Below are 18,760 nucleotides of genomic sequence, written 5' to 3' on the forward strand. Positions count from 1 at the left end.
CTCGAACCCAATGCCCTGTTGGCGGTCACTACGGGCTGTTCACTGGGGCTGTTGATCGGCAGTGCGGCCATTTTCGGTGAACCGGGCCTGCTTTTGAAATATGTGCTGATCGCGATAGTCGTTACGGCAGTATTTCCGCCGATGAATAATTTCATGCGTCGTCGCATGGGTTTGCCTACCAACGCGATCATCACGCTGGAGTCACCCAAATCCGCACTATGGGCCACGCTCTACCCGGGCATGATCACCTTGCTGGCCCTGATCCCGATGTTCTGGACCGGCCGCGATTTTGGCCTGCTGGTGATTATTGGCGCAGTCTGGTTTGGCGGCACGATCAGTTCGGCCTTGGTGGCCCGAAAGAATGCCCACTAAAGCAAAACCCCGGAGGATATGACCTCCGGGGTTTTTCATTTCAGGTCAGGTACGCGGGCCCGATTTGAAGATCCGCGGGCGCGAACGGCGCACCAGCCAGAGATTCAACGTTGCCAGACCCAACACCAGAGCCGCCATAGCCTGGTGCAGGACCCCAAGGGTGAGAGGTACCGCGTGCATCAAGGTGGCGATGCCAAGAAGGGCCTGCCCCCAGATGGCCGCAGCCAGCGCCAGAGCCGACGCGCCGGAACCTTCCGCAAGCCGCCAGCGCCATGCGTTCACGGCATAAAGTGTCGCAAATAACAGCAGCCCATAGGCCACCATGCGGTGATTGAACTGCACAAGACCCTGATCATGCAGGAAGGCCAGACCGCCCGCGCTCCATTCCACAGGCGGGAATACAGCGCCGTTCATCAGCGGCCAGTCAGTATAGACCATTCCGGCCTTGGCACCGGCAACAAGCGCGCCCAGCAGACATTGCAGGAAGACAACTACCAGAAGGGCTGTCGCTCCAATCGTCCAACTGCGCGGGGCGCGGTTGAACTGTTGCCCGGACCATGCTTCCAGACCCGTCCAGATCAGGGCGGAGAAGATGATAAAGGCCAGACCCAGGTGAACCGCCAGACGCTCGGGCGCGACATCGACCCTCTCGCTGAGGCCCGAGCTGACCATCCACCAGCCGATCAGACCTTGCAGGCCGCCCAGCCCCAGCAGCACCACACTGCGCCACACAAGGCGGCGGGGCATTATCTTGAACACAACGAATATCAGGAAGGGCAGTGCAAAGACGACACCGATCAAACGGCCAATCACGCGATGCAGCCATTCCCACCAGAAAATGCCCTGGAACTCCTGCAGGGACATACCGGCATTGACCTGTTGGTACTGGGGAATGGCCTTGTACTTCTCGAAGGCCACCATCCACTGCTCGTGGTTCAGCGGCGGGATCGTGCCCATGATGGGCTGCCATTCCGTAATAGACAGGCCAGAACCCGTCAGGCGAGTAACACCGCCCACAACGACCATTGCGAACACCAAGGCCGCACAGACATACAGCCAAATCGCGACGGACCGGCTTTGGGTGGTTTCACCAATACGCATCATTCGACGCCTGCTCTTTGCCCCGATATGGTGACCGTCTATCGTCAGACGGCCCGTACAGGGGTATGCCCCTGACTCGCGGCGATTTCGAGTCGCATTCTTCTTTTAAGCGTCACGGTTGGTTGAGGAGCGTCAATTTAATGCCCTATGTCGAAGCAGCAGTGACCATTTTCGTCGCCCTGGCGTTGGCTTGGCTGGCTGATCTGATCACCGGACGACGCGACTTGCCGGGCTTTGTTATCGTAGCTTTGACGGGTGCGGCAGGCGGTGCTTTTTTGGCGCTGCGTGTTTTCTCGCTGGCGACGATTGATAGCTGGCTCTGGCCTATGGGCGCTGGCATCGGCGCTGTTGCGGCTATCGTGCTGTATTTTCTGTTCCGGAAACAACGTTGATGCCCCCTCGCCTACGCCGGTTCGTGGCCGCAATCGCCGTGCTGGTCTTTCTCGTTTTCTGGGTTTGGGGTGCCGTGACCCTGAACGAGTATCTGCCCGACATTTGGTGGGTGGATATGATCTTCTTCACCGTGGCCGGTATCGGTTGGGGCTTTCCCCTCATTCCTCTGCTGCGTTGGGCAGAACGCGAAAACCGGAAATAAGGCGCGTACATTAGCCGGTGTACATACCTTCGGTTGTGCGTCTATAGATACACGCCAATAGCGTAGCTTGCGTAGCCTTCTCACTGAGTCCGTCAGGAGACGCCATGTCCGCACTGGTACGCGCTGGTTACAGCGATATTGTTCTTCCGCCCATCAATATGGTCCGCCAGATCACGAATGGCCGCAGTCTGTATGACGGCACCATCCGTGGCGTAGGCCTGGAATACGGCAACACCGCCCAGCTGCTGGAGCAGCACCCGCTATTCATCGAAGCATGCGAGAACGCACAGGGGCGCTCCGTCATGCATTACCATCGAACGATGAACCTGTTTCTGATCATGGTTCTGCATTTCGAGCAGCTGGCTTCACGCGATGTGATCGAGTTCGGCTCATATCGCGGAGGAAGCGCAATCTTCATCGCGACCGTGCTCAAGCGGCTTTATCCCGAAGCCAAGGTCTATGCCTGCGACACCTTTGCCGGCATGCCCACGACCGACAAGTCGGTAGATCACCACAGCGAAGGCGATTTCGCGAACTCCGACGAAGAAGAGATCAAGGATTATGCCCGCTCGATCGGGTTGGATAATCTGGTAACGGTCAAAGGCCTTGTCGAAGAGATCTTTCCGTCCCGGTTCTCTACGGACCACAGATTCGGTCTGGCCCATATCGATCTCGATATCTACCACCCGATCAAATACATCCAGAATGCGGTCCATCCGTATGTGACGCCCGGCGTTTACGTCATTTATGACGATGCGACAGCCTCATCCTGCCTAGGGGCAACGCAGGCGGTCGAAGAATGGATCGACGAGCGTGGTGCACGGTGCGAACAGATCTATCCGCACTTTGTTTTCCGCGCGCATCTGTAGATATCGAGCGCAGCAAAAAGGGCACCCGAAGGTGCCCTTTTCCATGCCAACTCCCCGAAGGGAAATGGTCGGAGCGACAGGATTCGAACCTGCGACCCCTTGACCCCCAGTCAAGTGCGCTACCAGGCTGCGCCACGCTCCGAAGGCGCTCCGTATAGACGGACCACGCGCACTCCGCAAACCAAAAAACGGCTTATGAACAATAAGCTGCGTCTAATGGGACAGAACGGCCGCCAAACGGGCCTGCGCGGCCTCGATCCGCGCCAGCGTCAAAGATAGCTGTTCGCGTGTGACAGCCGACAAGGCGTTGTTTGACGCGGTTCCAGGTGCAGCGATCTGAACAGCTGCACGCGGCGGCCGCGCCTTCTTGTCTTTATACAGCCGCTCGACGCCCTTGATCGTCATGCCCTCGTCATGGAGCAGGCGCCGGACGTCCTTGAGCAGCTGGATATCCTCGGGGCGATAGAAACGTCGCCCACCCGCACGCTTCACAGGCTGGATGAAATCCAGCTTGCCCTCCCAGAACCTAAGGACGTGCTGGGGAACCCCCACCTCGTCTGCGGCTTCGGAAATGGAGCGGAAAGCTTGCGGACTCTTGGACAATCTTAATCCTCGACAACGGCGTCGTGGACCCTCGATTTCATGATCTGGGAAGCGCGGAAGCTGATGACACGGCGCGGATTGATCGCGGCGGGTTCACCAGTTTTGGGGTTACGGCCCATACGAGCCCGCTTTTCCCGGACTTGAAACACGCCGAAACCGGACAGTTTGACCGTTTCGCCGCGCTCAAGGGATTCGACCACTAATTCGAGCGTACGTTCTACTAGACCGGAGCATTCCTGTCGCGATAGGCCCACTTCTTCGTGGACCGCGTCGCACAGGTCAGCCCGGGTGAGAGTGTGCTGTACCGTCACTTGTGTCTCCCCGTTGATCATCCGGGAATCATACAAAGCCAAAACAGCGAAAAATCAAAGCACTCTTTGCGAAAATCAGTAACGGAAGGCGCAGGCGCCCCAGGTCAAACCGCCACCCATTGCCTCGACAACCACAAGATCACCCCGTTTTATGCGGCCATCCTTGATCGCGGCATCCATCGCCAGAGGGATCGAAGCGGCGGATGTGTTCGCGTGGCGGTCAACGGTGGAGACCACCCGATTCTCGTCCAGACCCAAACGCTCGCCCACACCGCGGATGATTCGCTGATTGGCCTGATGCGGCACGAACCAGTCGATTTCCGGAATGGTGATGCCGGCGACGTCAGACGCCGCAACGATCGCCTCGGAAATATTCACCACGGCGTGACGGAAGACCTGATTGCCGACCATACGCAGATGGCCAACCGTTCCCGTCGTGGACGGACCACCATCAACATATAGCAGATCGGTTTTGGAACCGTCGCAACGCAGGGCGAAACCCAGAACGCCCTGATCGTCCTTGGTGCCGGAACCTTCTCGCGGCTCGACAACAAACGCCCCTGCCCCGTCACCGAACAGAACGCAGGTTGTGCGGTCGTTCCAGTCCATCAGGCGGGTCATTTCCTCGGCACCGATCACCAGTGCGCACTTGGCCTGGCCGCGAGAAACAAAGCCGTCCACGACGCTGAGCGCATAGACAAAGCCCGAGCAGACAGCCTGGATGTCAAACGCAATACCCACCGGCGCGCCCAGCTTCTGCTGAACGATCGCCGCGGTCGCCGGGAAGGTGCTGTCAGGCGTGGTGGTGGCCACGACGATCAGATCGACATCGGCAGCCGTCTTTCCAGCATCGGCCAAAGCGCGTTTGGCGGCTTCGACCGCCAGATCGCTGGTCGGTTGATCATCCGCAGCCTTGTGACGCTGGCGGATGCCGGTGCGTTCGACGATCCATTCATCGGACGTATCGACCGTCTTGCTCAGTTCTTCGTTGGTGACGACGGTTTCCGGAAGAAATGATCCGACGCCCGTGATGGCCGTTCTGATTACGCTCACTCGGAAGACTCCGTTTCGGTCTTGGCAACCGCTTCGGCCATTTCGGCCATACGCGCCAGATTGGCACCGACCTTGGTCAGATAGTCGCTGCGGGCCAGATCAACGGCCACACGGATGGCATTGCCGAAACCCTCGGCCGTGGCCCCGCCGTGGCTCTTCACCACCAGACCGTTCAGGCCCAGCAAAGGGCCGCCATTGACGGCGCTGGGGTCGATCTTGCGCGACATCTGCTTCAGGGCAGGCATGGCAATGAGGGCACCAATCTTGGACTGGAGCCCGGATTTAAGAGCATCTTTCAAAAGTGTGCCGATGAAGCGGGCCGTGCCCTCAGCCGTCTTCAGCGCGATATTGCCGGTGAACCCGTCGGTGACGATCACATCGACCGTGCCCTTGGCAATGTCATCACCTTCGACAAAGCCGTAGTAGTTGATCGGCAGATGTCCCGAACGCAGCATGGTGTGGGCCTCACGCACCTCGTCGTGACCCTTCATATCTTCAGAGCCGACGTTCAGCACGCCGACAGAAGGATTTTGCGTGCCGTGGACCGCGCTCTGGAAAGCTTCGCCCATGATGGCGAATTCTACCAATTGCTTGGCGTCGCTGCCGATATTGGCCCCGACGTCCAGCACGGAGGTCGTACCGCGCAGCGTCGGCCACGAGGCCACAATCGCCGGACGCTCGAGCGCCGTTGACTGCATGCGAAGCTGTAGCTTCGAAATCGCCATCAGTGCGCCGGTGTTACCCGCCGAGACGACGGCGGCCGCCTCGCCGTTTTTGACGGCTTCGATAGCGTTCCACAGGCTTGAACCCTTGCCACGGCGCATGGCGGTGGCGGGCTTTTCGTCCATCGCCACAACCTTGTCGGTGTGGCGAACCGAGACTTCCGCGTCGGTAAGGCCATTCTTGGCCATCTCCGCGCGGATTGCGGGTTCATCGCCGTGCAGGAGGAAATGGACGCCCTCGCCGCCATAGCGGGCGCGATAGGCTTTTACGCCTCCAACAACGACCGAGGGGCCGTGATCGCCACCCATGGCGTCTAGAGAAATCAAGGTCGAGGATGCCAAAATCGTCGGGTCTCCGGCACCGCATACAGCGGTGGATACTGGGGTAGTGCGAACTATTGTCGCGCTGTTGGATGCTACCAAGGCGACGCTAGGTCAACCTTGGCTCTTATCTTTCAAAGCTTGCAAGGCTGCAAACGGAGAGATTTCCACGGGCTCGGGCGGCTGCTCGAAAACAGCTCCTTCCTTGCGCGGGAACGGGTCCAGCGACAGGAACAGCTGTTCGACAGCATATTGTCCCAGATCGATCTTGCCTTCCTCGACCTCGTCCGGGAATTCGTCGTCCAGCTCGATATCGATTTCGCCGTCCTCGTTGACGGGTACTTCCAGCTTTTCCACCAGATTGACCGTGAAGTCGCGATCGATATGCGACGGCAGCGGCTCCAGCGTCAGGCCACAGGCCTGCACCACATCGGCAATGACACGGCCTGTCATCCGCCAGCCCGAAACCGTCGGCACGACATTCAGATCAGCCGTGAAATTCTCCAGCGAAACCAGATCCAGCGCCTTGGCGATGCGGGCGCGCTGCGCGGCATCCGGCTCCAGCGAGCGGCTAAGGCTGGTGCCAATCTGGTGGAGGCGAACGGGTTCGCTGTAGGGAAGCTTATTTTCAGTCATTCGCTAATTTGCGCCCAATTGGGTCGGCGTTCAATCTCGGCAATGGTCTGGCTGGCCAGTGCGGCGTGACAGGCAAAGGCATAGTCGGCCAGAACGGCAGCATGTTCGCTGTCGTCCTGCCCGTAGACATTGCGGGCAATGCCAGCCTTCAGGGTTTCCAAGTCGAATTCCGATAGCGCCTTTTCATAGCTGGCCATACGCCCGTACAGGGCCTCACCCAGTTTGCGCATCTTTTTGCCGACCGACACGTCACCTACACCCAGTTCACGCAGAACATTATCCAGAGCGGAGACGTAGTGATCGAACATGGCCTGCGCCAGTTCCGCGCTGCGCGGGCTGTCATGCCGCAAGCGGACATAAAGCAGCAGAACATGCAGGGTGTAGAGTTCGAATCGCGCATCAATGCGGTCCTCCACGCCCAAGGTCGTGTAAAAGACCGGCTGTCGCGCCTGCTCGACGGCCAGAGCGTAAAGGTCCAATGCCTCACGATGGACAGGTTTGGCTTTGAATAGTGACTTGAACATATTATTTCACGACCCTCTTAACTCCGCGACGTTGCACTAAGGTGCTACGGGCGCTAGGTCAAAGAACTCGTTTCGCAGAGGCCCATCGCAGATGCTCCGCACCAAGTCGCTTCTCGCCGTCATTTCCCTGACAGTCCTTACCGCTGCTTGCGCGCCGCGCATCGCCACGCAGGGCTTTCAGGTCATCGACAACAAACCCGACGATATTGTCGTAGGCACCGACACGCGTGAAACTGTGCTGGCCAAACTGGGGTCCCCATCGACCGCTTCGACCTTCGAGGCCGAAAACGTCTGGTATTACGTCACTCAGGTCACCGAGCGTTACACCTATTCGACGCCCAAGGTGACCCAGCGCAACATTACCGAAATCACCTTTAACGAGGGCAATGGCGTGGTCGCCAATGTGCGCACCGTCAACCTGGATGACCAGGTCGAAATCGCTATGGCCAAGCGCGAAACCCCGACCCGCGGTCGCTCCCTTACCGTTCTGGAGCAGCTGTTGGGTAACGTCGGCCGCGGCCAGCTGCCGCGCACCGATCAGGACGTACCGGGTCAACAACGCCGCGACTGATCGATTCGCGCAGAATTCAAATAACGGCTCCGTCGAATGGCGGGGCCGTTATTTTATGGCCTAGCCCACTGGATTGCGCACACGCATACGCGGTGTCTGGCGCACGATCTCGACCCTGAGCACATTGCCACGCCCCAACTGGGTATTGGCAATCTGTTGTACCGCTGCCGCCAGGGCGCGCTCGTCTATGCGGTTCCAGTTGCGCGCCTCTCCGAACGAACGCTGATGCCCCTGACGTATCAGGGCATCGCGCATGAGAGCATCCTTCGCCCTCGCCTGTTCAGGCGCAAACCCCGGTTTCAGGTGCAGCTTCAGCTCGACAAAGACATGATTACGTACCCGCCCCTCGGCAAAAACAGGCAAGCCGACACCGGTCATCGTGACCCACGCGGCTTCTGCGGGGGCTTCTTTTTCTGGCGATGAAGCCACAGCCACAGATGAAGGAAGGCTAAGGCTCGTTCCCAGCAAGGCGCCGATTGTTATGAGAGTGCGTGCTGACATGGCCCCAGCCTACAGCCGAGCTGTTATCAACTCATTGCAGCTAGTCGTGGGTCCAGCCCGTAACGGCGGGCTCGATGACAGCACCGCGATAACGCACGGTCAGACCGTTACCGGCCTCCATCGTACCCACCCGCGTCAAACGGATATGCCGGCGATCCGCCTCGCGCCTCAGCGTTTCTTCCAGTGCGGGCGGCGCGGTGAACAGGATTTGGTAGTCATCGCCGCCTGTTGCCAGCTGCTCCAGCGCAGCCTGCTCGTCGACACGTCCTTCAAACCACGAATCCGCAGCGGCCGAACGCGGCGTGACCTCCAGATCGATCGCAACACCCAGACCGCTGGCCGTCGCCAGACGTCCCGCGTCGGCCAGCAGTCCGTCCGATACGTCCGCACTGGCCGTGGCATATCTGAGGACGATGTCGGCAAAATCAGTCTGGGGCATAGGGGTTCTGTAGACCCGCCTGAGATAGTCCAGCCTGTCTTGCGCCAACTTCAGCGTCCCCTGACAGGCCTGTAGCCCCAACCAGCCGTCACCGATCGTGCCGGTGACAAAGACGGCATCACCGGCATTTGCACCTCCACGGTGAACGGCGCGCCCTGCTGGAACCCAGCCCAGCATCGTTACCGAGAATGACAGGGGGCCGGGAGTACGGACGGTATCACCCCCTATCAGATGGATATCGAACATCGCCTGATCGCGGCGCAGGCCCGCCACGAACGCCTCGCGCTCGGGCCAGCCGCAGCGTTCGGACCAGTGACAGGCCAGAAGATAGCCGAAAGGCACCGCGCCCTTGGCGGCGATATCGGACAGGTTCACGCGCAAAAGTTTCTGCGCCACCTCGTCCAGCGGATCTTCGGGAAGGAAATGGACCCCTTCGACCAAGGCATCCTTGGTCAGGATCAGATCAAATCCCGGGCGGGACGGAAGGGCGGCGACATCGTCGGCCAGCCCCCTCGCCCACTCGGGATGGGCCAGCGGCTTCAGCAGCCGCTGGATAGTCTCGAATTCGCCTACGACATCAATCGCGGGCATCGCGTGCCACGGCGTCCAGCGCCGCGTTCACGAACTTGGCCTCGGCGTCGTCGAAGAAGGCCTTGGCCAGCTCGACATATTCGTCGATGACGATTTCCAGCGGCACTTCCGGCTTGTGCTTCAGTTCCCACGTGCCGCAGCGCAGCAGGGCACGGACAGTCGAATCCAGACGCTCCATGCGCCAGTTCGACGCCAGATGCGACTTCACCAGCGTGTCGATCGACGCTTGGTCGGCCACCACACCATTCACGATGTCTGCGAACCAGTCCTCGTCGGCCTCGGCCATCGTCTGGCCGTCGATATCGCCGTCAAAGCGGAAGTTACGGAACTCGCGGACCACCTTCTCGGCAGGCTCGCCGACCAGTTCCATCTGGTACAGGGCCTGAACGGCGGCCAGACGGGCCACGGTACGGGCGCGGCGCTGGCGGCTGGTCAGCTGCGGCTCGGCGTTGGCCTTTTCGGACTCAGCCAGTTGGGCCATCACCTCGGCCACGGTGGCGGGTTTGGGGGCGTCCGTCACGAAGCCAGTCCTTTCACAAGGCGTTTACGCAGGTTGATCAGATCGATGCACGCACGGGCGGCAAAACCGCCCTTGTCGGCTTCCGAACGCTTGGCGCGGTGCCAGGCCTGATCTTCGTCTTCGGTCGTCAGGATGCCATTGCCGATGGCAATGCCCTTCAGACCCAGTTGGGTGATACCGGCAGCCGATTGGTCGGCCACGATCTCGAAGTGATAGGTCTCGCCACGGATGACGGTACCCAGGGCGACGTAACCGTCATAGCGCGGGGCGGTCGGCAGGCGACCGGCCTCTTCGGCCATAGCGATAACGGTCGGGATCTCGAGAGCGCCCGGAACGGTGACGACGTCGTATTCAACGCCTTGCGCGCGCAGGGCATCGGTTGCGCCGTCCAGCAGCGCATCGGCGAGATCGTCGTAGAAGCGTGCCTCGACGATGAGGACGCGATAGGGATCGGTCAGGATTGCTCTTCTCCGTCCATGTCGCACCAGCCGACAATGCGAAGGCCATAGCCATCGAGCGCCGTCGGATTGGGGCGGTTGGAACTCATTACAGTCATGTCGCGAACGCCCAGATCCAGCAGGATCTGCGCGCCTACGCCATAGTTTTTAAGGGCTCTGTCGACTGCCGCAGGTTTGTCGCCACCGACAAGACGCTCCGAAAGCCTGTGAAGGCCCGGATCGCGCAGAAATACGGCAACGGCAGGGCCGTCATGACGGCTCATAGCCTTAAGCGCGCGCGGAATATAGTCCTGACGGGCCTCGATATGGCCCAGCAGGTCCGCGGCAAAGTCGATCTGGTGCATCCGCACGCGGGTGACCTGATCGGGTGTGATGTCGCCCTTCACCAGCGCCACGTGCTCGTGACCTTCGATGGTGTTGCGATACACGATCATGCGGAAGGTGCCGCCATAGATGCTCTCGAACGGCGTATCCAACGTGCGCTCGACGAAACGTTCGGTGCGGCGGCGATAGGCGATCAGGTCGGCGATGGTGCCGATCTTAAGCCCGTGCTTCTGCGCGAAGGCCACCAGATCGGGCATACGCGCCATCGTGCCGTCGTCGTTCATGATCTCGCAGATCACGCCTGCGGGGATCAGGCCCGCCATGCGGCTGATATCGACAGCAGCCTCGGTGTGGCCGGTACGGACCAGAACGCCGCCGTCACGCGCGACCAGCGGGAAGATGTGGCCCGGCGAGACGATATCGTCCGCGCCCTTGCTGGGGTCGGATGCCACCTGAACGGTGCGCGCGCGGTCAGCCGCCGAGATACCCGTCGTCACGCCTTCCTTAGCCTCGATCGAGACGGTGAAGGCGGTGCCCATGCTCTCGCGGTTTTCCGCCGCCATCGGCGGCAGGCGCAGTTGCTTGGCCCGTTCGGCGGTCAGGGCCAGACAGATCAGGCCGCGCGCATGCTTGGCCATGAAGTTGATCTGGTCCGGCGTGGCGAACTGGGCCGGAATGATGACGTCGCCCTCGTTCTCGCGGTCTTCGGCATCCACGAGGATGTACGGACGGCCATTACGGGCGTCGTCGATGATGTCTTCGATCGGGCTGATCGGGCTGTCGGGGGTGGCGGACGTCAGTTGCATTATGCAGTCTCCTGCCACCGCGCGAGGTATCGCGCCAGCATATCAATCTCCAGATTGACCTTATCCCCTACCTTTAGCGTACCGAGGGTGGTCGCGTCCCAGGTGTGGGGGATGATATTCACGCCGAAGGTCTGTCCTTCGACCTCGTTCACGGTCAGGGAAACGCCATCGACGGTGATGGAGCCCTTGGGCGCGATGAAACGGTGCAGCGGGGCCGGTGCCTCGAACACCAGACGGTGGGATCCGTTTTCCGGCGTGATCGAGACGACTGTACCCAGGCCATCGACGTGGCCCGAGACGATGTGGCCACCCAGTTCCGAACCCAGCGTCGCGGCGCGTTCAAGGTTGATGCGCGAACCTTCGGTCCATTCGCCCAGCTTAGTTTTGGACAGGGTTTCGGCGGACACCTCGACCGCGAACCAGCCCTCGCCCTTCTCGGTCACTGTCAGGCAGCAGCCCGCGTGTGAGACCGAAGCACCCAGATCGATGGTGGACGTGTCCCACACAGTCTCGATCTCATAGCGCCAATCGCGGTTGGTGCGGCGGACGTCCCGAACGCGCCCGATGTCAGTGACAATGCCTGTAAACATACTTCATGCCTTCTCGTAGCGTTCCCACAGGTCGTCACCCGAAGGCGAAACCGCAAGACGCCTGAACCTTGGCGTATCCGAAAGTCGGTCAAAACCCAGAGCCGCAATGGCCGGACGCCCCTCGTGACCCAGCAAAACAGGGGCCCGGAACCACTCGATCACATCGACCAGACCTGCCTTTACAAAGGATGCGGCCACCCGGCCACCACCTTCGATCAGGACGCTGCCGATTTCGCGGCTACCCAGCAGTTCAAGCACAGCCTCGGGCGAAGGGCGGCCGGACGCATCAGGAGCGATCTGGATGACCTCACCCCGCCCCAGATCGCGCGGTGTGGCTGTTGTCACAACCCAGGCCCTGTCCAACAGTTTGGCGGAGGGCGGCGTACGCAAAAGACTGTCCAGAACGACAGGCCGCGGATCGGTATGGTTCTCGCCATCGATGCGGACATTCAGGCGGGGATCATCAGCCAATACCGTCTCGACACCAACCAGAATGGCATCGTGGCTGGCCCGCAGACGATGGCCGTGCAAACGGGATTCAGGGCCGGTGATCCACTGGCTTTCGCCGGATGCCATAGCAATCCGCCCGTCGAGCGACGTCGCCAGTTTCAGAGTGACGCGCGGGCGCATCAGCCGAAATCGCCGCGCGGCTTCGTCTCGTCAAAACCTTCTTCGCCAAGGAATTTGGCGAAGTCGCTGGTATGGCGGAAATCCTTGTAGACCGAGGCGTAGCGCACATAGGCCACTTCATCGACGCTCTTGAGCGCCTTCATGATGAAGTCACCGACCACGCTGGACTGGATTTCGGTTTCGCCGAGGCTTTCCAGCTGGCGCACTATACGGCTGACCAGTTGTTCGACCTGATCGGGCGTGACCGGACGCTTCCGAAGCGCGATGCCCAGCGAGCGTTCCAGCTTGTCGCGATCAAATGGCGTGCGGCGGCCATTGCGCTTCAGGATGACCAGCTCCCGCAGCTGAACCCGCTCAAAGGTGGTGAAGCGCCCCCCGCATTGCGGACACGAGCGGCGACGGCGGATGGCCGATCCGTCATCCGACGGTCGGCTATCCTTCACCTGGGTGTCAGCATTTCCGCAGAAAGGGCACTTCATTTCAGTACCTTAGCGATAGATCGGGAAGCGGTTGGTGAGCTCGCGCACCTGAGCCGCGACCGAGGCGATCACAGCAGGATCGGCTTCGTCGCCACCGTTCATCGACGAGACAACGTCGGCGATCCAGTGACCGATCTGACGGAACTCTTCCTCGCCGAAACCACGGGTGGTTCCCGCCGGCGTACCCAGACGGATGCCCGAGGTGACCGTGAACGGTGCGGTGTCGAACGGCACGCCGTTCTTGTTGCAGGTCATTAGGGCCTTTTCGAGCTCGTGCTCGGTGGCCTTGCCGGTCACGCCCTTCGGACGCAGATCGACCAGCATCAGGTGGCTGTCGGTTCCGCCGGTGACGATGGCCAGACCGCGCTCGATCAGAGTCTCGGACAGGACCTTGGCGTTCTTCACGACCTGTTGGGCATAGGCCTTGAATTCCGGTTTGAGGGCCTCACCGAAGGCCACGGCCTTACCGGCGATGACGTGCTCCAGCGGGCCGCCTTGCAGACCCGGGAACACAGCCGAGTTGATCTTCTTGCCCAGATCCACATCGTTCGACAGGATCATGCCGCCGCGCGGACCGCGCAGGGTCTTGTGGGTGGTGGTGGTGACCACGTGGGCATGCGGCAGCGGGTCCGGATAGACGCCGCCTGCGATCAGACCGGCATAGTGGGCCATGTCGACCATCAGATAGGCACCGACCGAGTCAGCGATCTCGCGGAAACGCTTGAAATCGATCTGACGGGCATAGGCCGAAGCACCGGCGAGGATCAGCTTGGGCTTCTCGCGCTCGGCCATTTCGGCGACGTTGTCATAGTCGATGGTGTGGTCGTCTTCGCGGACCTTATAGGTCACCGGACGGAACCACTTGCCCGACTGGTTGGCGGGCGAACCGTGGGTCAGGTGACCGCCGCAGGCGAGGTCCATGCCAAGGAAGGTATCGCCCGGTTGCAGCAGGGCGAAGAACACGGCCTGGTTGGCCTGTGCGCCCGAGTGCGGCTGGACGTTGACGAATTCGCAGCCGAACAGCTTCTTGGCGCGCTCGCGGGCCAGATCTTCGGTGATGTCCACGAACTCGCAGCCACCATAGTAGCGACGGCCCGGATAGCCTTCGGCGTATTTGTTGGTCAGGACCGAACCCTGGGCTTCCAGCACCGCCTTGGAGACGATGTTTTCAGAAGCGATCAGCTCGATCTGCTCCTGCTGGCGACCCAGCTCGCTTTGAATGCCGCCGAAAATCTCCGGATCGGCATCGGCCAGAGACTTGGTGAAATAGGAGTCGTGGGTGAAGGCGGTCACTGTGAGAATCCCGAAGGCTGTGGGGAAAACGGTGCTTCTATCTAGGCTGCGTTGCCGAACACCACAACATCTAAGGGATGATCACGCCCCCTGCCCCATCATATCGTGGTGAAACGACGTGGCGCTGAACCGTTATTCGCGGAATTATCAGGCATCAGCGCACGCTTGAGCTTGGCCACAGCGACGCGCTCCACGCTACGCGGATCATTGGCCGGTCCCACGGCGCTGACCTCGCGGCCCGTGGCGACGTGAATGGCCGAACATTTCAGATAGGCACCATTGCGGACGAACTCGACGATCACCTCGCCGAGTTCGCTGTCACGCTGGCTCATGCGGCAACAGGACGACGCGCGACGTTGCAGTGCGAGAACAGCTTGTCCATAGCATCGACCAGCTTGTTCATCATGTCGTCGTCATGGTTGGGAGACGGCGTGAAACGCAGGCGCTCCGTCCCCTTGGGCACGGTCGGATAGTTGATCGGCTGGACGTAGATGCCGTAGTCGTCCAGCAGCATGTCCGAGATCTTCTTGCAGTGGACCGGATTGCCCACCAGCACCGGAACGATGTGGCTTTCGGACGGCATGACCGGCAGGCCAGCGGCGGCAAAGCGGTCTTTCAAGGCCTGTGCCCGCTCCTGATGCTGCTCGCGCAGTTCGGGGTGCGATTTCAGGTGACGTACCGATGCCAGCGCACCGGCGGTCAGCGCCGGCGGCAGCGAAGTCGTAAAGATGAAACCAGAGGCCCAGCTGCGGACGGCATCGACGATAACGGCATCGGCAGCGATATAACCGCCCATGACGCCAATCGCCTTGCCCATCGTGCATTCGATGATGTCGATCTCGGCCAGAACGCCATCACGCTCGGCCACACCTGCGCCGGTCGCGCCGTACAGGCCAACGGCATGCACTTCGTCCAGATAGGTCATGGCGTTGTATTTGCGGGCCAAGGCGATCGTGCCCTTCAGGTCCGCGATGTCTCCGTCCATCGAATAGACCGACTCGAAGGCGATCAGCTTGGGCGCATCGTCCGGAGCCGCCGCCAGCAGCTCTTCCAGATGTTCCAAGTCATTGTGACGGAAGATATGACGCGGGCCGCCGCCGTGACGGATGCCTTCGATCATCGAGGCATGGTTCAGGGCGTCAGAAAAGATGATCAGACCCGGCAGAATCTTTTGCAGCGTCGAAAGCGTCGCTTCGTTGCCGACATAGCCCGAAGTGAAAAGCAGCGCGGCTTCCTTCTGGTGCCAGCTGGCCAGTTCGGCTTCCAGATCGACAGCCGAACGTGTCGTTCCCGAGATGTTACGGGTACCGCCTGCGCCAGCGCCGACCGTATCGATGGCTTCGTGCATGGCATCCAGAACGACCGGATGCTGGCCCATGCCCAGATAGTCGTTCGAGCACCAGATAACGACGTCCTGTTCGCTGCCATCCTCACGACGGCGCACGGCCTTGGGAAATTGGCCACGCACGCGCTTCAGGTCAGCGAAGACACGGTAACGGCCTTCGGCGCGGACCTGCTCTACAGAGTTCTGAAAGGCGGATTTATAGTCGAACAAAACTGCGTTTCTTTTCTTTATAAGGGCTTTAGCCTATTTGCGCTCTTGCCGCTGTGATGTCCACGGTTGAGGCCGGACAAAATGACCCAGTTCGACCAACTGATAACCGTTCGCACGCAAAGCCAAGCTTCTGTCGTTGTTCACATGAACGAAAGAAGACGTTTCTTGGCGTGTTTTGCACACGCTAGCGGATTGGTTTAGCACCGCCATTCGCGTTCCAAGGACAATCGCCATGAGCACTCCTCCCTTTCAGCCCGCCGCCTTTCCCTATGCCCGCCCGCGTCGTCTGCGCGCGGCACCGTGGGTGCGCAGATTGGTTGCTGAAACCACGCTCACTCCGAACGACCTGATCTGGCCGATCGTGGTCCATGACGGCGACGAAGACAAAGTCGCCGTACAGTCCATGCCGGGAGTATTCCGCCTGTCGCGCAAAGAAGCGGTTAACGCTGCGCTGGAGGCCCGCGATCTGGGCATTCCGATGATCGCCCTGTTCCCGAACATCGCCCACACGCCCAAGAACAATGTCGGCTCGGGAGCCACCGACCCTGACGGCCTGATTCCCGAAGTGATCCGCGCCATGAAGGACGCGGCACCCGAAGTCGGCATCATGACCGACGTGGCGCTGGACTGTTACACCGACCATGGTCAGGACGGCGTGATGGAAGGCGACAGGATCGCCAACGACGTCACCATCGAGCGCCTTGAGGAACAGGCCTTCATCCACGCCCATGCGGGTGCCGATGCGGTCGCTCCTTCGGACATGATGGACGGCCGCATCCAGGCCATCCGCAATGCGCTGGAAGCCAACGGCTATCAGGACACCATCATCATTTCCTATGCCGCCAAGTTCGCCTCGGGCTTCTATGGCCCGTACCGCGATGCCGTCGGCTCGGCCACGGCGCTGAAGGGCGACAAGAAGACCTATCAGATGGACTTCGCCAACACAGAGGAAGCCCTGCGTGAAGTGGCGATGGACATTTCCGAAGGTGCCGACGCCGTAATCGTCAAGCCGGGCATGCCCTATCTGGATATCGTCCAGCGCGTGACCGAGACCTTCCACATCCCGACCTTCGCCTATCAGGTGTCGGGCGAGTACGCGATGATGAAGGCCGCCATCGCCAATGGCTGGCTGGACGAAAACCGCGTCATTCTGGAAAGCCTGCACGCCTTCAAACGAGCGGGTGCCAGCGGCATCATCAGCTATTTCGCACCCGAAGCCGCCCGCAAATTGGGCGCATAATCACGGCTTGCTGCCCGGTCCCGTCGCCTCAGGCGGTGGGATCGGGTGCCGTTCCATATTGACCACGGAAATAGGTCAAGGCATCGCCCGGGCGCGTTTCAAACGACATCACGCGCCCGACGATCACAAGATGGTCCCCCATCACAATCTGCCGGTCCGTTTCGCATTCAAGACGGGTCACGGCATTACGCAGTCGCGGCGGCGCGGGGTTTGTCGTGTCGAACTCATCCTCGCTGAGACGTGCCGCGCCCCATGCGAAACGGTCGGACATGGCCTTGTCTTCGACAGGCAGCATGTGGACCGCAAACTGCCCGGCACCTTTGAAGGCGTCATGTCGGTCTGATTTGATGTCCATGCACCACAGCACCAGCGGCGGATCCAGCGACACCGATGTGAAGGAATTCACCGTGATGCCCAAAGGACCATCAGCGGTATGGGCCGTCACGACACACACCCCCGTGGCAAAGCCACCCAGTGCACGGCGATAGGCACGGGGATCAAAAGCGGAAGATTTTTCAGAAAAACCGGTCACAAGCCCTGACTAGGCCGTACCGCTTCGCGCAGCAAGCCCGCCAAAAGACAACCGCTTCTTAACGCCCGTCGTGACATTAAGCCTGACGAATAAGGTTAAGGTTTCGGAATAATGGCGCAGAGCGACCGCCCCATCCTGATCAAAAAGGTCAAAAAGGTGCAGGGGCACGGCCACCACGGTGGCGCGTGGAAGGTGGCCTATGCCGACTTCGTGACCGCGATGATGGCCTTCTTCCTGCTGATGTGGCTGATCAACACGACCGATCCGGAACAGAAGCGCGGCATCGCGGAATATTTCGCGCCCTCCTCCGTATCCGCGACCAGTTCCGGCTCAGGCGGTCTGCTGGGCGGGACATCGCTGGGCGACGATGTGGGCGCCAAGGGCGCTGGCTCCAACAGCATGATCGAACAGCTTGCACCGCCGGCACCGGAATCGCCCGAGGATGCGGGTCAGTCATCCGACCTGGCATCCGCCAGCGAAGCCGCCCTTCGCGCCGAGATCGCGCGTCGTGAGGCCGCTGATTTCGCCAGCGCGGCCGAATCCCTGCGTCAGGCCATGCAATCCATGCCCGAGCTGGCCGAACTGTCGAAGCAGTTGATCATCGACCAGACGCCGGAAGGCCTACGTATCCAGTTGGTGGACCAGGAAGGGCGTTCGATGTTCGAGAATGGCTCGTCCCGCCCCAATCCACGTGCGCAAACCCTGCTGCGCGCGGTGGCACGTGTGATCAACCGCTTGCCGAACCGTATCTCGATTTCGGGCCACACCAGCGCCGTTGCCGGTTCCAACCGCGCCAGCGCACCCGGCGACTGGCCTCTTTCCTCCGCACGCGCGGATGCTTCACGCCAAATCCTGCAATCAGCCGGCGTAAATACTGACCGCATCTATTCGGTAGCGGGCAAGGCGGGATCCGACCCGCTGTATCCGGACGATCCTTCGCTGGCCGGCAATCGCCGTATCGCCATCGTTCTTCTGCGTGAAGCGCCGGTTTTGCCACGAGATACTAGCCTTTAAGCCAATGAGCGCCCCCTTGCGAAAACAACGGCACGGGGCGCACTATCGGATGATGATCCGTGTGCGGCATTCAAAACCAGGCTCGTGGTTGGCGATCCTCCCTGTTTTGC

General features: G+C 60.7%; 26 protein-coding genes and 1 tRNA gene. 7 read left to right on the plus strand and 20 right to left on the minus strand.

Annotated features, from left to right (window positions below):
• The first annotated feature begins 18 nt into the window (after positions 1 to 18).
• Positions 19 to 372, plus strand: coding sequence for a hypothetical protein (locus tag B3H86_RS10555; protein WP_292053640.1), 354 nt, complete (start codon positions 19 to 21; stop codon positions 370 to 372).
• A gap of 45 nt (positions 373 to 417) precedes the next feature.
• Here B3H86_RS10555 and B3H86_RS10560 read toward each other — a convergent pair whose 3' ends face one another.
• On the minus strand, positions 418 to 1,476 hold the full coding sequence (locus B3H86_RS10560) for a COX15/CtaA family protein (RefSeq protein ID WP_292053643.1): 1,059 nt from the start codon (positions 1,474 to 1,476) through the stop codon (positions 418 to 420).
• Between the two features lie 137 nt (positions 1,477 to 1,613).
• Here B3H86_RS10560 and B3H86_RS10565 point away from each other — a divergent pair, with 137 nt between their 5' ends.
• From B3H86_RS10565 to B3H86_RS10575, 3 genes are all read left to right on the plus strand, one after another.
• Positions 1,614 to 1,865 carry a transglycosylase gene (locus B3H86_RS10565; protein ID WP_292053646.1) on the plus strand — a complete coding sequence of 84 codons (252 nt, stop codon included), beginning with the start codon at positions 1,614 to 1,616 and terminating at the stop codon, positions 1,863 to 1,865.
• Positions 1,865 to 2,068, plus strand: coding sequence for a DUF2842 domain-containing protein (locus B3H86_RS10570; RefSeq protein WP_292053649.1), 204 nt, complete (start codon positions 1,865 to 1,867; stop codon positions 2,066 to 2,068). The genes B3H86_RS10565 and B3H86_RS10570 overlap by 1 nt, the downstream gene beginning before the upstream one ends.
• Before the next feature lie 104 nt (positions 2,069 to 2,172).
• The gene (locus B3H86_RS10575) at positions 2,173 to 2,937 is read left to right on the plus strand and encodes a TylF/MycF/NovP-related O-methyltransferase (RefSeq protein WP_292053651.1); all 765 of its coding nucleotides are present in this window, start codon (positions 2,173 to 2,175) and stop codon (positions 2,935 to 2,937) included.
• A 65-nt stretch (positions 2,938 to 3,002) separates the two neighbouring features.
• Here B3H86_RS10575 and B3H86_RS10580 read toward each other — a convergent pair.
• The 7 genes from B3H86_RS10580 to B3H86_RS10610 form a co-directional block, all read right to left on the minus strand.
• Positions 3,003 to 3,079: transfer RNA gene (locus tag B3H86_RS10580), tRNA-Pro, on the minus strand.
• Between the two features lie 71 nt (positions 3,080 to 3,150).
• Entirely contained in the window at positions 3,151 to 3,540 is a 390-nt protein-coding gene (locus B3H86_RS10585) for a MerR family transcriptional regulator (RefSeq protein WP_292053654.1), read from the minus strand.
• 2 nt (positions 3,541 to 3,542) lie between these two features.
• The gene (locus B3H86_RS10590; RefSeq protein ID WP_292053656.1) at positions 3,543 to 3,851 is read right to left on the minus strand and encodes an integration host factor subunit alpha; all 309 of its coding nucleotides are present in this window, start codon (positions 3,849 to 3,851) and stop codon (positions 3,543 to 3,545) included.
• 75 nt (positions 3,852 to 3,926) lie between these two features.
• A complete protein-coding gene (locus tag B3H86_RS10595) occupies positions 3,927 to 4,904 on the minus strand; it encodes a beta-ketoacyl-ACP synthase III (protein WP_292053658.1) in 978 nt (325 codons plus the stop codon).
• Positions 4,901 to 5,968, minus strand: coding sequence for a phosphate acyltransferase PlsX (gene plsX, locus B3H86_RS10600; protein ID WP_292053662.1), 1,068 nt, complete (start codon positions 5,966 to 5,968; stop codon positions 4,901 to 4,903). The genes B3H86_RS10595 and plsX overlap by 4 nt, the downstream gene beginning before the upstream one ends.
• A gap of 93 nt (positions 5,969 to 6,061) precedes the next feature.
• On the minus strand, positions 6,062 to 6,583 hold the full coding sequence (locus tag B3H86_RS10605; RefSeq protein WP_292053665.1) for a YceD family protein: 522 nt from the start codon (positions 6,581 to 6,583) through the stop codon (positions 6,062 to 6,064).
• Entirely contained in the window at positions 6,580 to 7,107 is a 528-nt protein-coding gene (locus B3H86_RS10610) for a ubiquinol-cytochrome C chaperone family protein (RefSeq protein WP_292053667.1), read from the minus strand. The genes B3H86_RS10605 and B3H86_RS10610 overlap by 4 nt, the downstream gene beginning before the upstream one ends.
• A 91-nt stretch (positions 7,108 to 7,198) precedes the next feature.
• Here B3H86_RS10610 and B3H86_RS10615 point away from each other — a divergent pair, with 91 nt between their 5' ends.
• Positions 7,199 to 7,678 carry an outer membrane protein assembly factor BamE gene (locus tag B3H86_RS10615; RefSeq protein ID WP_292053669.1) on the plus strand — a complete coding sequence of 160 codons (480 nt, stop codon included), beginning with the start codon at positions 7,199 to 7,201 and terminating at the stop codon, positions 7,676 to 7,678.
• A gap of 60 nt (positions 7,679 to 7,738) precedes the next feature.
• Here the strand turns inward: B3H86_RS10615 and B3H86_RS10620 are convergent, their stop codons facing one another.
• The 11 genes from B3H86_RS10620 to hemA all read right to left on the minus strand — a co-directional run bounded on the left by B3H86_RS10620 (position 7,739) and on the right by hemA (position 15,864).
• Positions 7,739 to 8,107 carry a hypothetical protein gene (locus tag B3H86_RS10620; protein ID WP_292053671.1) on the minus strand — a complete coding sequence of 123 codons (369 nt, stop codon included), beginning with the start codon at positions 8,105 to 8,107 and terminating at the stop codon, positions 7,739 to 7,741.
• Between the two features lie 112 nt (positions 8,108 to 8,219).
• On the minus strand, positions 8,220 to 9,209 hold the full coding sequence (thiL, locus tag B3H86_RS10625) for a thiamine-phosphate kinase (protein WP_292053674.1): 990 nt from the start codon (positions 9,207 to 9,209) through the stop codon (positions 8,220 to 8,222).
• Positions 9,196 to 9,690, minus strand: coding sequence for a transcription antitermination factor NusB (gene nusB / locus B3H86_RS10630; protein WP_292053828.1), 495 nt, complete (start codon positions 9,688 to 9,690; stop codon positions 9,196 to 9,198). Before nusB ends, thiL begins: the two co-directional genes overlap by 14 nt.
• Before the next feature lie 35 nt (positions 9,691 to 9,725).
• The gene (gene ribH, locus B3H86_RS10635; RefSeq protein WP_409450215.1) at positions 9,726 to 10,214 is read right to left on the minus strand and encodes a 6,7-dimethyl-8-ribityllumazine synthase; all 489 of its coding nucleotides are present in this window, start codon (positions 10,212 to 10,214) and stop codon (positions 9,726 to 9,728) included.
• Complete coding sequence (ribB, locus tag B3H86_RS10640; protein WP_292053677.1) at positions 10,184 to 11,317, minus strand: 3,4-dihydroxy-2-butanone-4-phosphate synthase; 1,134 nt, start codon at positions 11,315 to 11,317, stop codon at positions 10,184 to 10,186. The genes ribH and ribB overlap by 31 nt, the downstream gene beginning before the upstream one ends.
• A complete protein-coding gene (locus B3H86_RS10645) occupies positions 11,317 to 11,907 on the minus strand; it encodes a riboflavin synthase (RefSeq protein ID WP_292053680.1) in 591 nt (196 codons plus the stop codon). The genes ribB and B3H86_RS10645 overlap by 1 nt, the downstream gene beginning before the upstream one ends.
• A gap of 3 nt (positions 11,908 to 11,910) precedes the next feature.
• Positions 11,911 to 12,537 (minus strand): RibD family protein, encoded by a 627-nt coding sequence (locus B3H86_RS10650; protein WP_292053683.1) that lies wholly within the window; start codon positions 12,535 to 12,537, stop codon positions 11,911 to 11,913.
• Positions 12,537 to 13,016, minus strand: coding sequence for a transcriptional regulator NrdR (gene nrdR / locus B3H86_RS10655; protein ID WP_292053685.1), 480 nt, complete (start codon positions 13,014 to 13,016; stop codon positions 12,537 to 12,539). The genes B3H86_RS10650 and nrdR overlap by 1 nt, the downstream gene beginning before the upstream one ends.
• Before the next feature lie 9 nt (positions 13,017 to 13,025).
• Positions 13,026 to 14,309 carry a serine hydroxymethyltransferase gene (glyA, locus tag B3H86_RS10660; RefSeq protein WP_292053688.1) on the minus strand — a complete coding sequence of 428 codons (1,284 nt, stop codon included), beginning with the start codon at positions 14,307 to 14,309 and terminating at the stop codon, positions 13,026 to 13,028.
• 98 nt (positions 14,310 to 14,407) lie between these two features.
• Positions 14,408 to 14,641 (minus strand): DUF6898 family protein, encoded by a 234-nt coding sequence (locus B3H86_RS10665; protein ID WP_292053691.1) that lies wholly within the window; start codon positions 14,639 to 14,641, stop codon positions 14,408 to 14,410.
• On the minus strand, positions 14,638 to 15,864 hold the full coding sequence (hemA, locus tag B3H86_RS10670) for a 5-aminolevulinate synthase (protein WP_292053694.1): 1,227 nt from the start codon (positions 15,862 to 15,864) through the stop codon (positions 14,638 to 14,640). The genes B3H86_RS10665 and hemA overlap by 4 nt, the downstream gene beginning before the upstream one ends.
• 232 nt (positions 15,865 to 16,096) lie before the next feature.
• Here hemA and hemB point away from each other — a divergent pair, with 232 nt between their 5' ends.
• Positions 16,097 to 17,104, plus strand: coding sequence for a porphobilinogen synthase (gene hemB / locus B3H86_RS10675; protein ID WP_292053697.1), 1,008 nt, complete (start codon positions 16,097 to 16,099; stop codon positions 17,102 to 17,104).
• Between the two features lie 28 nt (positions 17,105 to 17,132).
• On the opposite strand, the gene B3H86_RS10680 is transcribed toward hemB, so the two are convergent.
• On the minus strand, positions 17,133 to 17,636 hold the full coding sequence (locus tag B3H86_RS10680) for a flavin reductase family protein (protein ID WP_292053702.1): 504 nt from the start codon (positions 17,634 to 17,636) through the stop codon (positions 17,133 to 17,135).
• Between the two features lie 111 nt (positions 17,637 to 17,747).
• On the opposite strand from B3H86_RS10680, the gene B3H86_RS10685 reads away from it, so the two are divergent.
• Positions 17,748 to 18,650 carry a flagellar motor protein MotB gene (locus tag B3H86_RS10685; protein WP_292053706.1) on the plus strand — a complete coding sequence of 301 codons (903 nt, stop codon included), beginning with the start codon at positions 17,748 to 17,750 and terminating at the stop codon, positions 18,648 to 18,650.
• Positions 18,651 to 18,760: the final 110 nt, after the last annotated feature.

The sequence above is a fragment of the Brevundimonas sp. UBA5866 genome, from assembly GCF_002432125.1.
GTDB lineage: Bacteria > Pseudomonadota > Alphaproteobacteria > Caulobacterales > Caulobacteraceae > Brevundimonas.

Excerpts from the sequence above, each read along its gene's own strand:
- B3H86_RS10560 (WP_292053643.1), bottom strand. The coding sequence starts at position 1,476 with ATGATGCGTATTGGTGAAACCACCCAAAGCCGGTCCGTCGCGATTTGG.
- B3H86_RS10565 (WP_292053646.1), top strand. The coding sequence starts at position 1,614 with ATGCCCTATGTCGAAGCAGCAGTGACCATTTTCGTCGCCCTGGCGTTG.
- B3H86_RS10570 (WP_292053649.1), top strand. The coding sequence starts at position 1,865 with ATGCCCCCTCGCCTACGCCGGTTCGTGGCCGCAATCGCCGTGCTGGTC.
- B3H86_RS10575 (WP_292053651.1), top strand. The coding sequence starts at position 2,173 with ATGTCCGCACTGGTACGCGCTGGTTACAGCGATATTGTTCTTCCGCCC.
- B3H86_RS10605 (WP_292053665.1), bottom strand. The coding sequence starts at position 6,583 with ATGACTGAAAATAAGCTTCCCTACAGCGAACCCGTTCGCCTCCACCAG.
- B3H86_RS10610 (WP_292053667.1), bottom strand. The coding sequence starts at position 7,107 with ATGTTCAAGTCACTATTCAAAGCCAAACCTGTCCATCGTGAGGCATTG.
- B3H86_RS10615 (WP_292053669.1), top strand. The coding sequence starts at position 7,199 with ATGCTCCGCACCAAGTCGCTTCTCGCCGTCATTTCCCTGACAGTCCTT.
- thiL (WP_292053674.1), bottom strand. The coding sequence starts at position 9,209 with ATGCCCGCGATTGATGTCGTAGGCGAATTCGAGACTATCCAGCGGCTG.
- nusB (WP_292053828.1), bottom strand. The coding sequence starts at position 9,690 with ATGGCCCAACTGGCTGAGTCCGAAAAGGCCAACGCCGAGCCGCAGCTG.
- ribB (WP_292053677.1), bottom strand. The coding sequence starts at position 11,317 with ATGCAACTGACGTCCGCCACCCCCGACAGCCCGATCAGCCCGATCGAA.
- B3H86_RS10645 (WP_292053680.1), bottom strand. The coding sequence starts at position 11,907 with ATGTTTACAGGCATTGTCACTGACATCGGGCGCGTTCGGGACGTCCGC.
- B3H86_RS10650 (WP_292053683.1), bottom strand. The coding sequence starts at position 12,537 with ATGCGCCCGCGCGTCACTCTGAAACTGGCGACGTCGCTCGACGGGCGG.
- nrdR (WP_292053685.1), bottom strand. The coding sequence starts at position 13,016 with ATGAAGTGCCCTTTCTGCGGAAATGCTGACACCCAGGTGAAGGATAGC.
- B3H86_RS10665 (WP_292053691.1), bottom strand. The coding sequence starts at position 14,641 with ATGAGCCAGCGTGACAGCGAACTCGGCGAGGTGATCGTCGAGTTCGTC.
- hemB (WP_292053697.1), top strand. The coding sequence starts at position 16,097 with ATGAGCACTCCTCCCTTTCAGCCCGCCGCCTTTCCCTATGCCCGCCCG.
- B3H86_RS10685 (WP_292053706.1), top strand. The coding sequence starts at position 17,748 with ATGGCGCAGAGCGACCGCCCCATCCTGATCAAAAAGGTCAAAAAGGTG.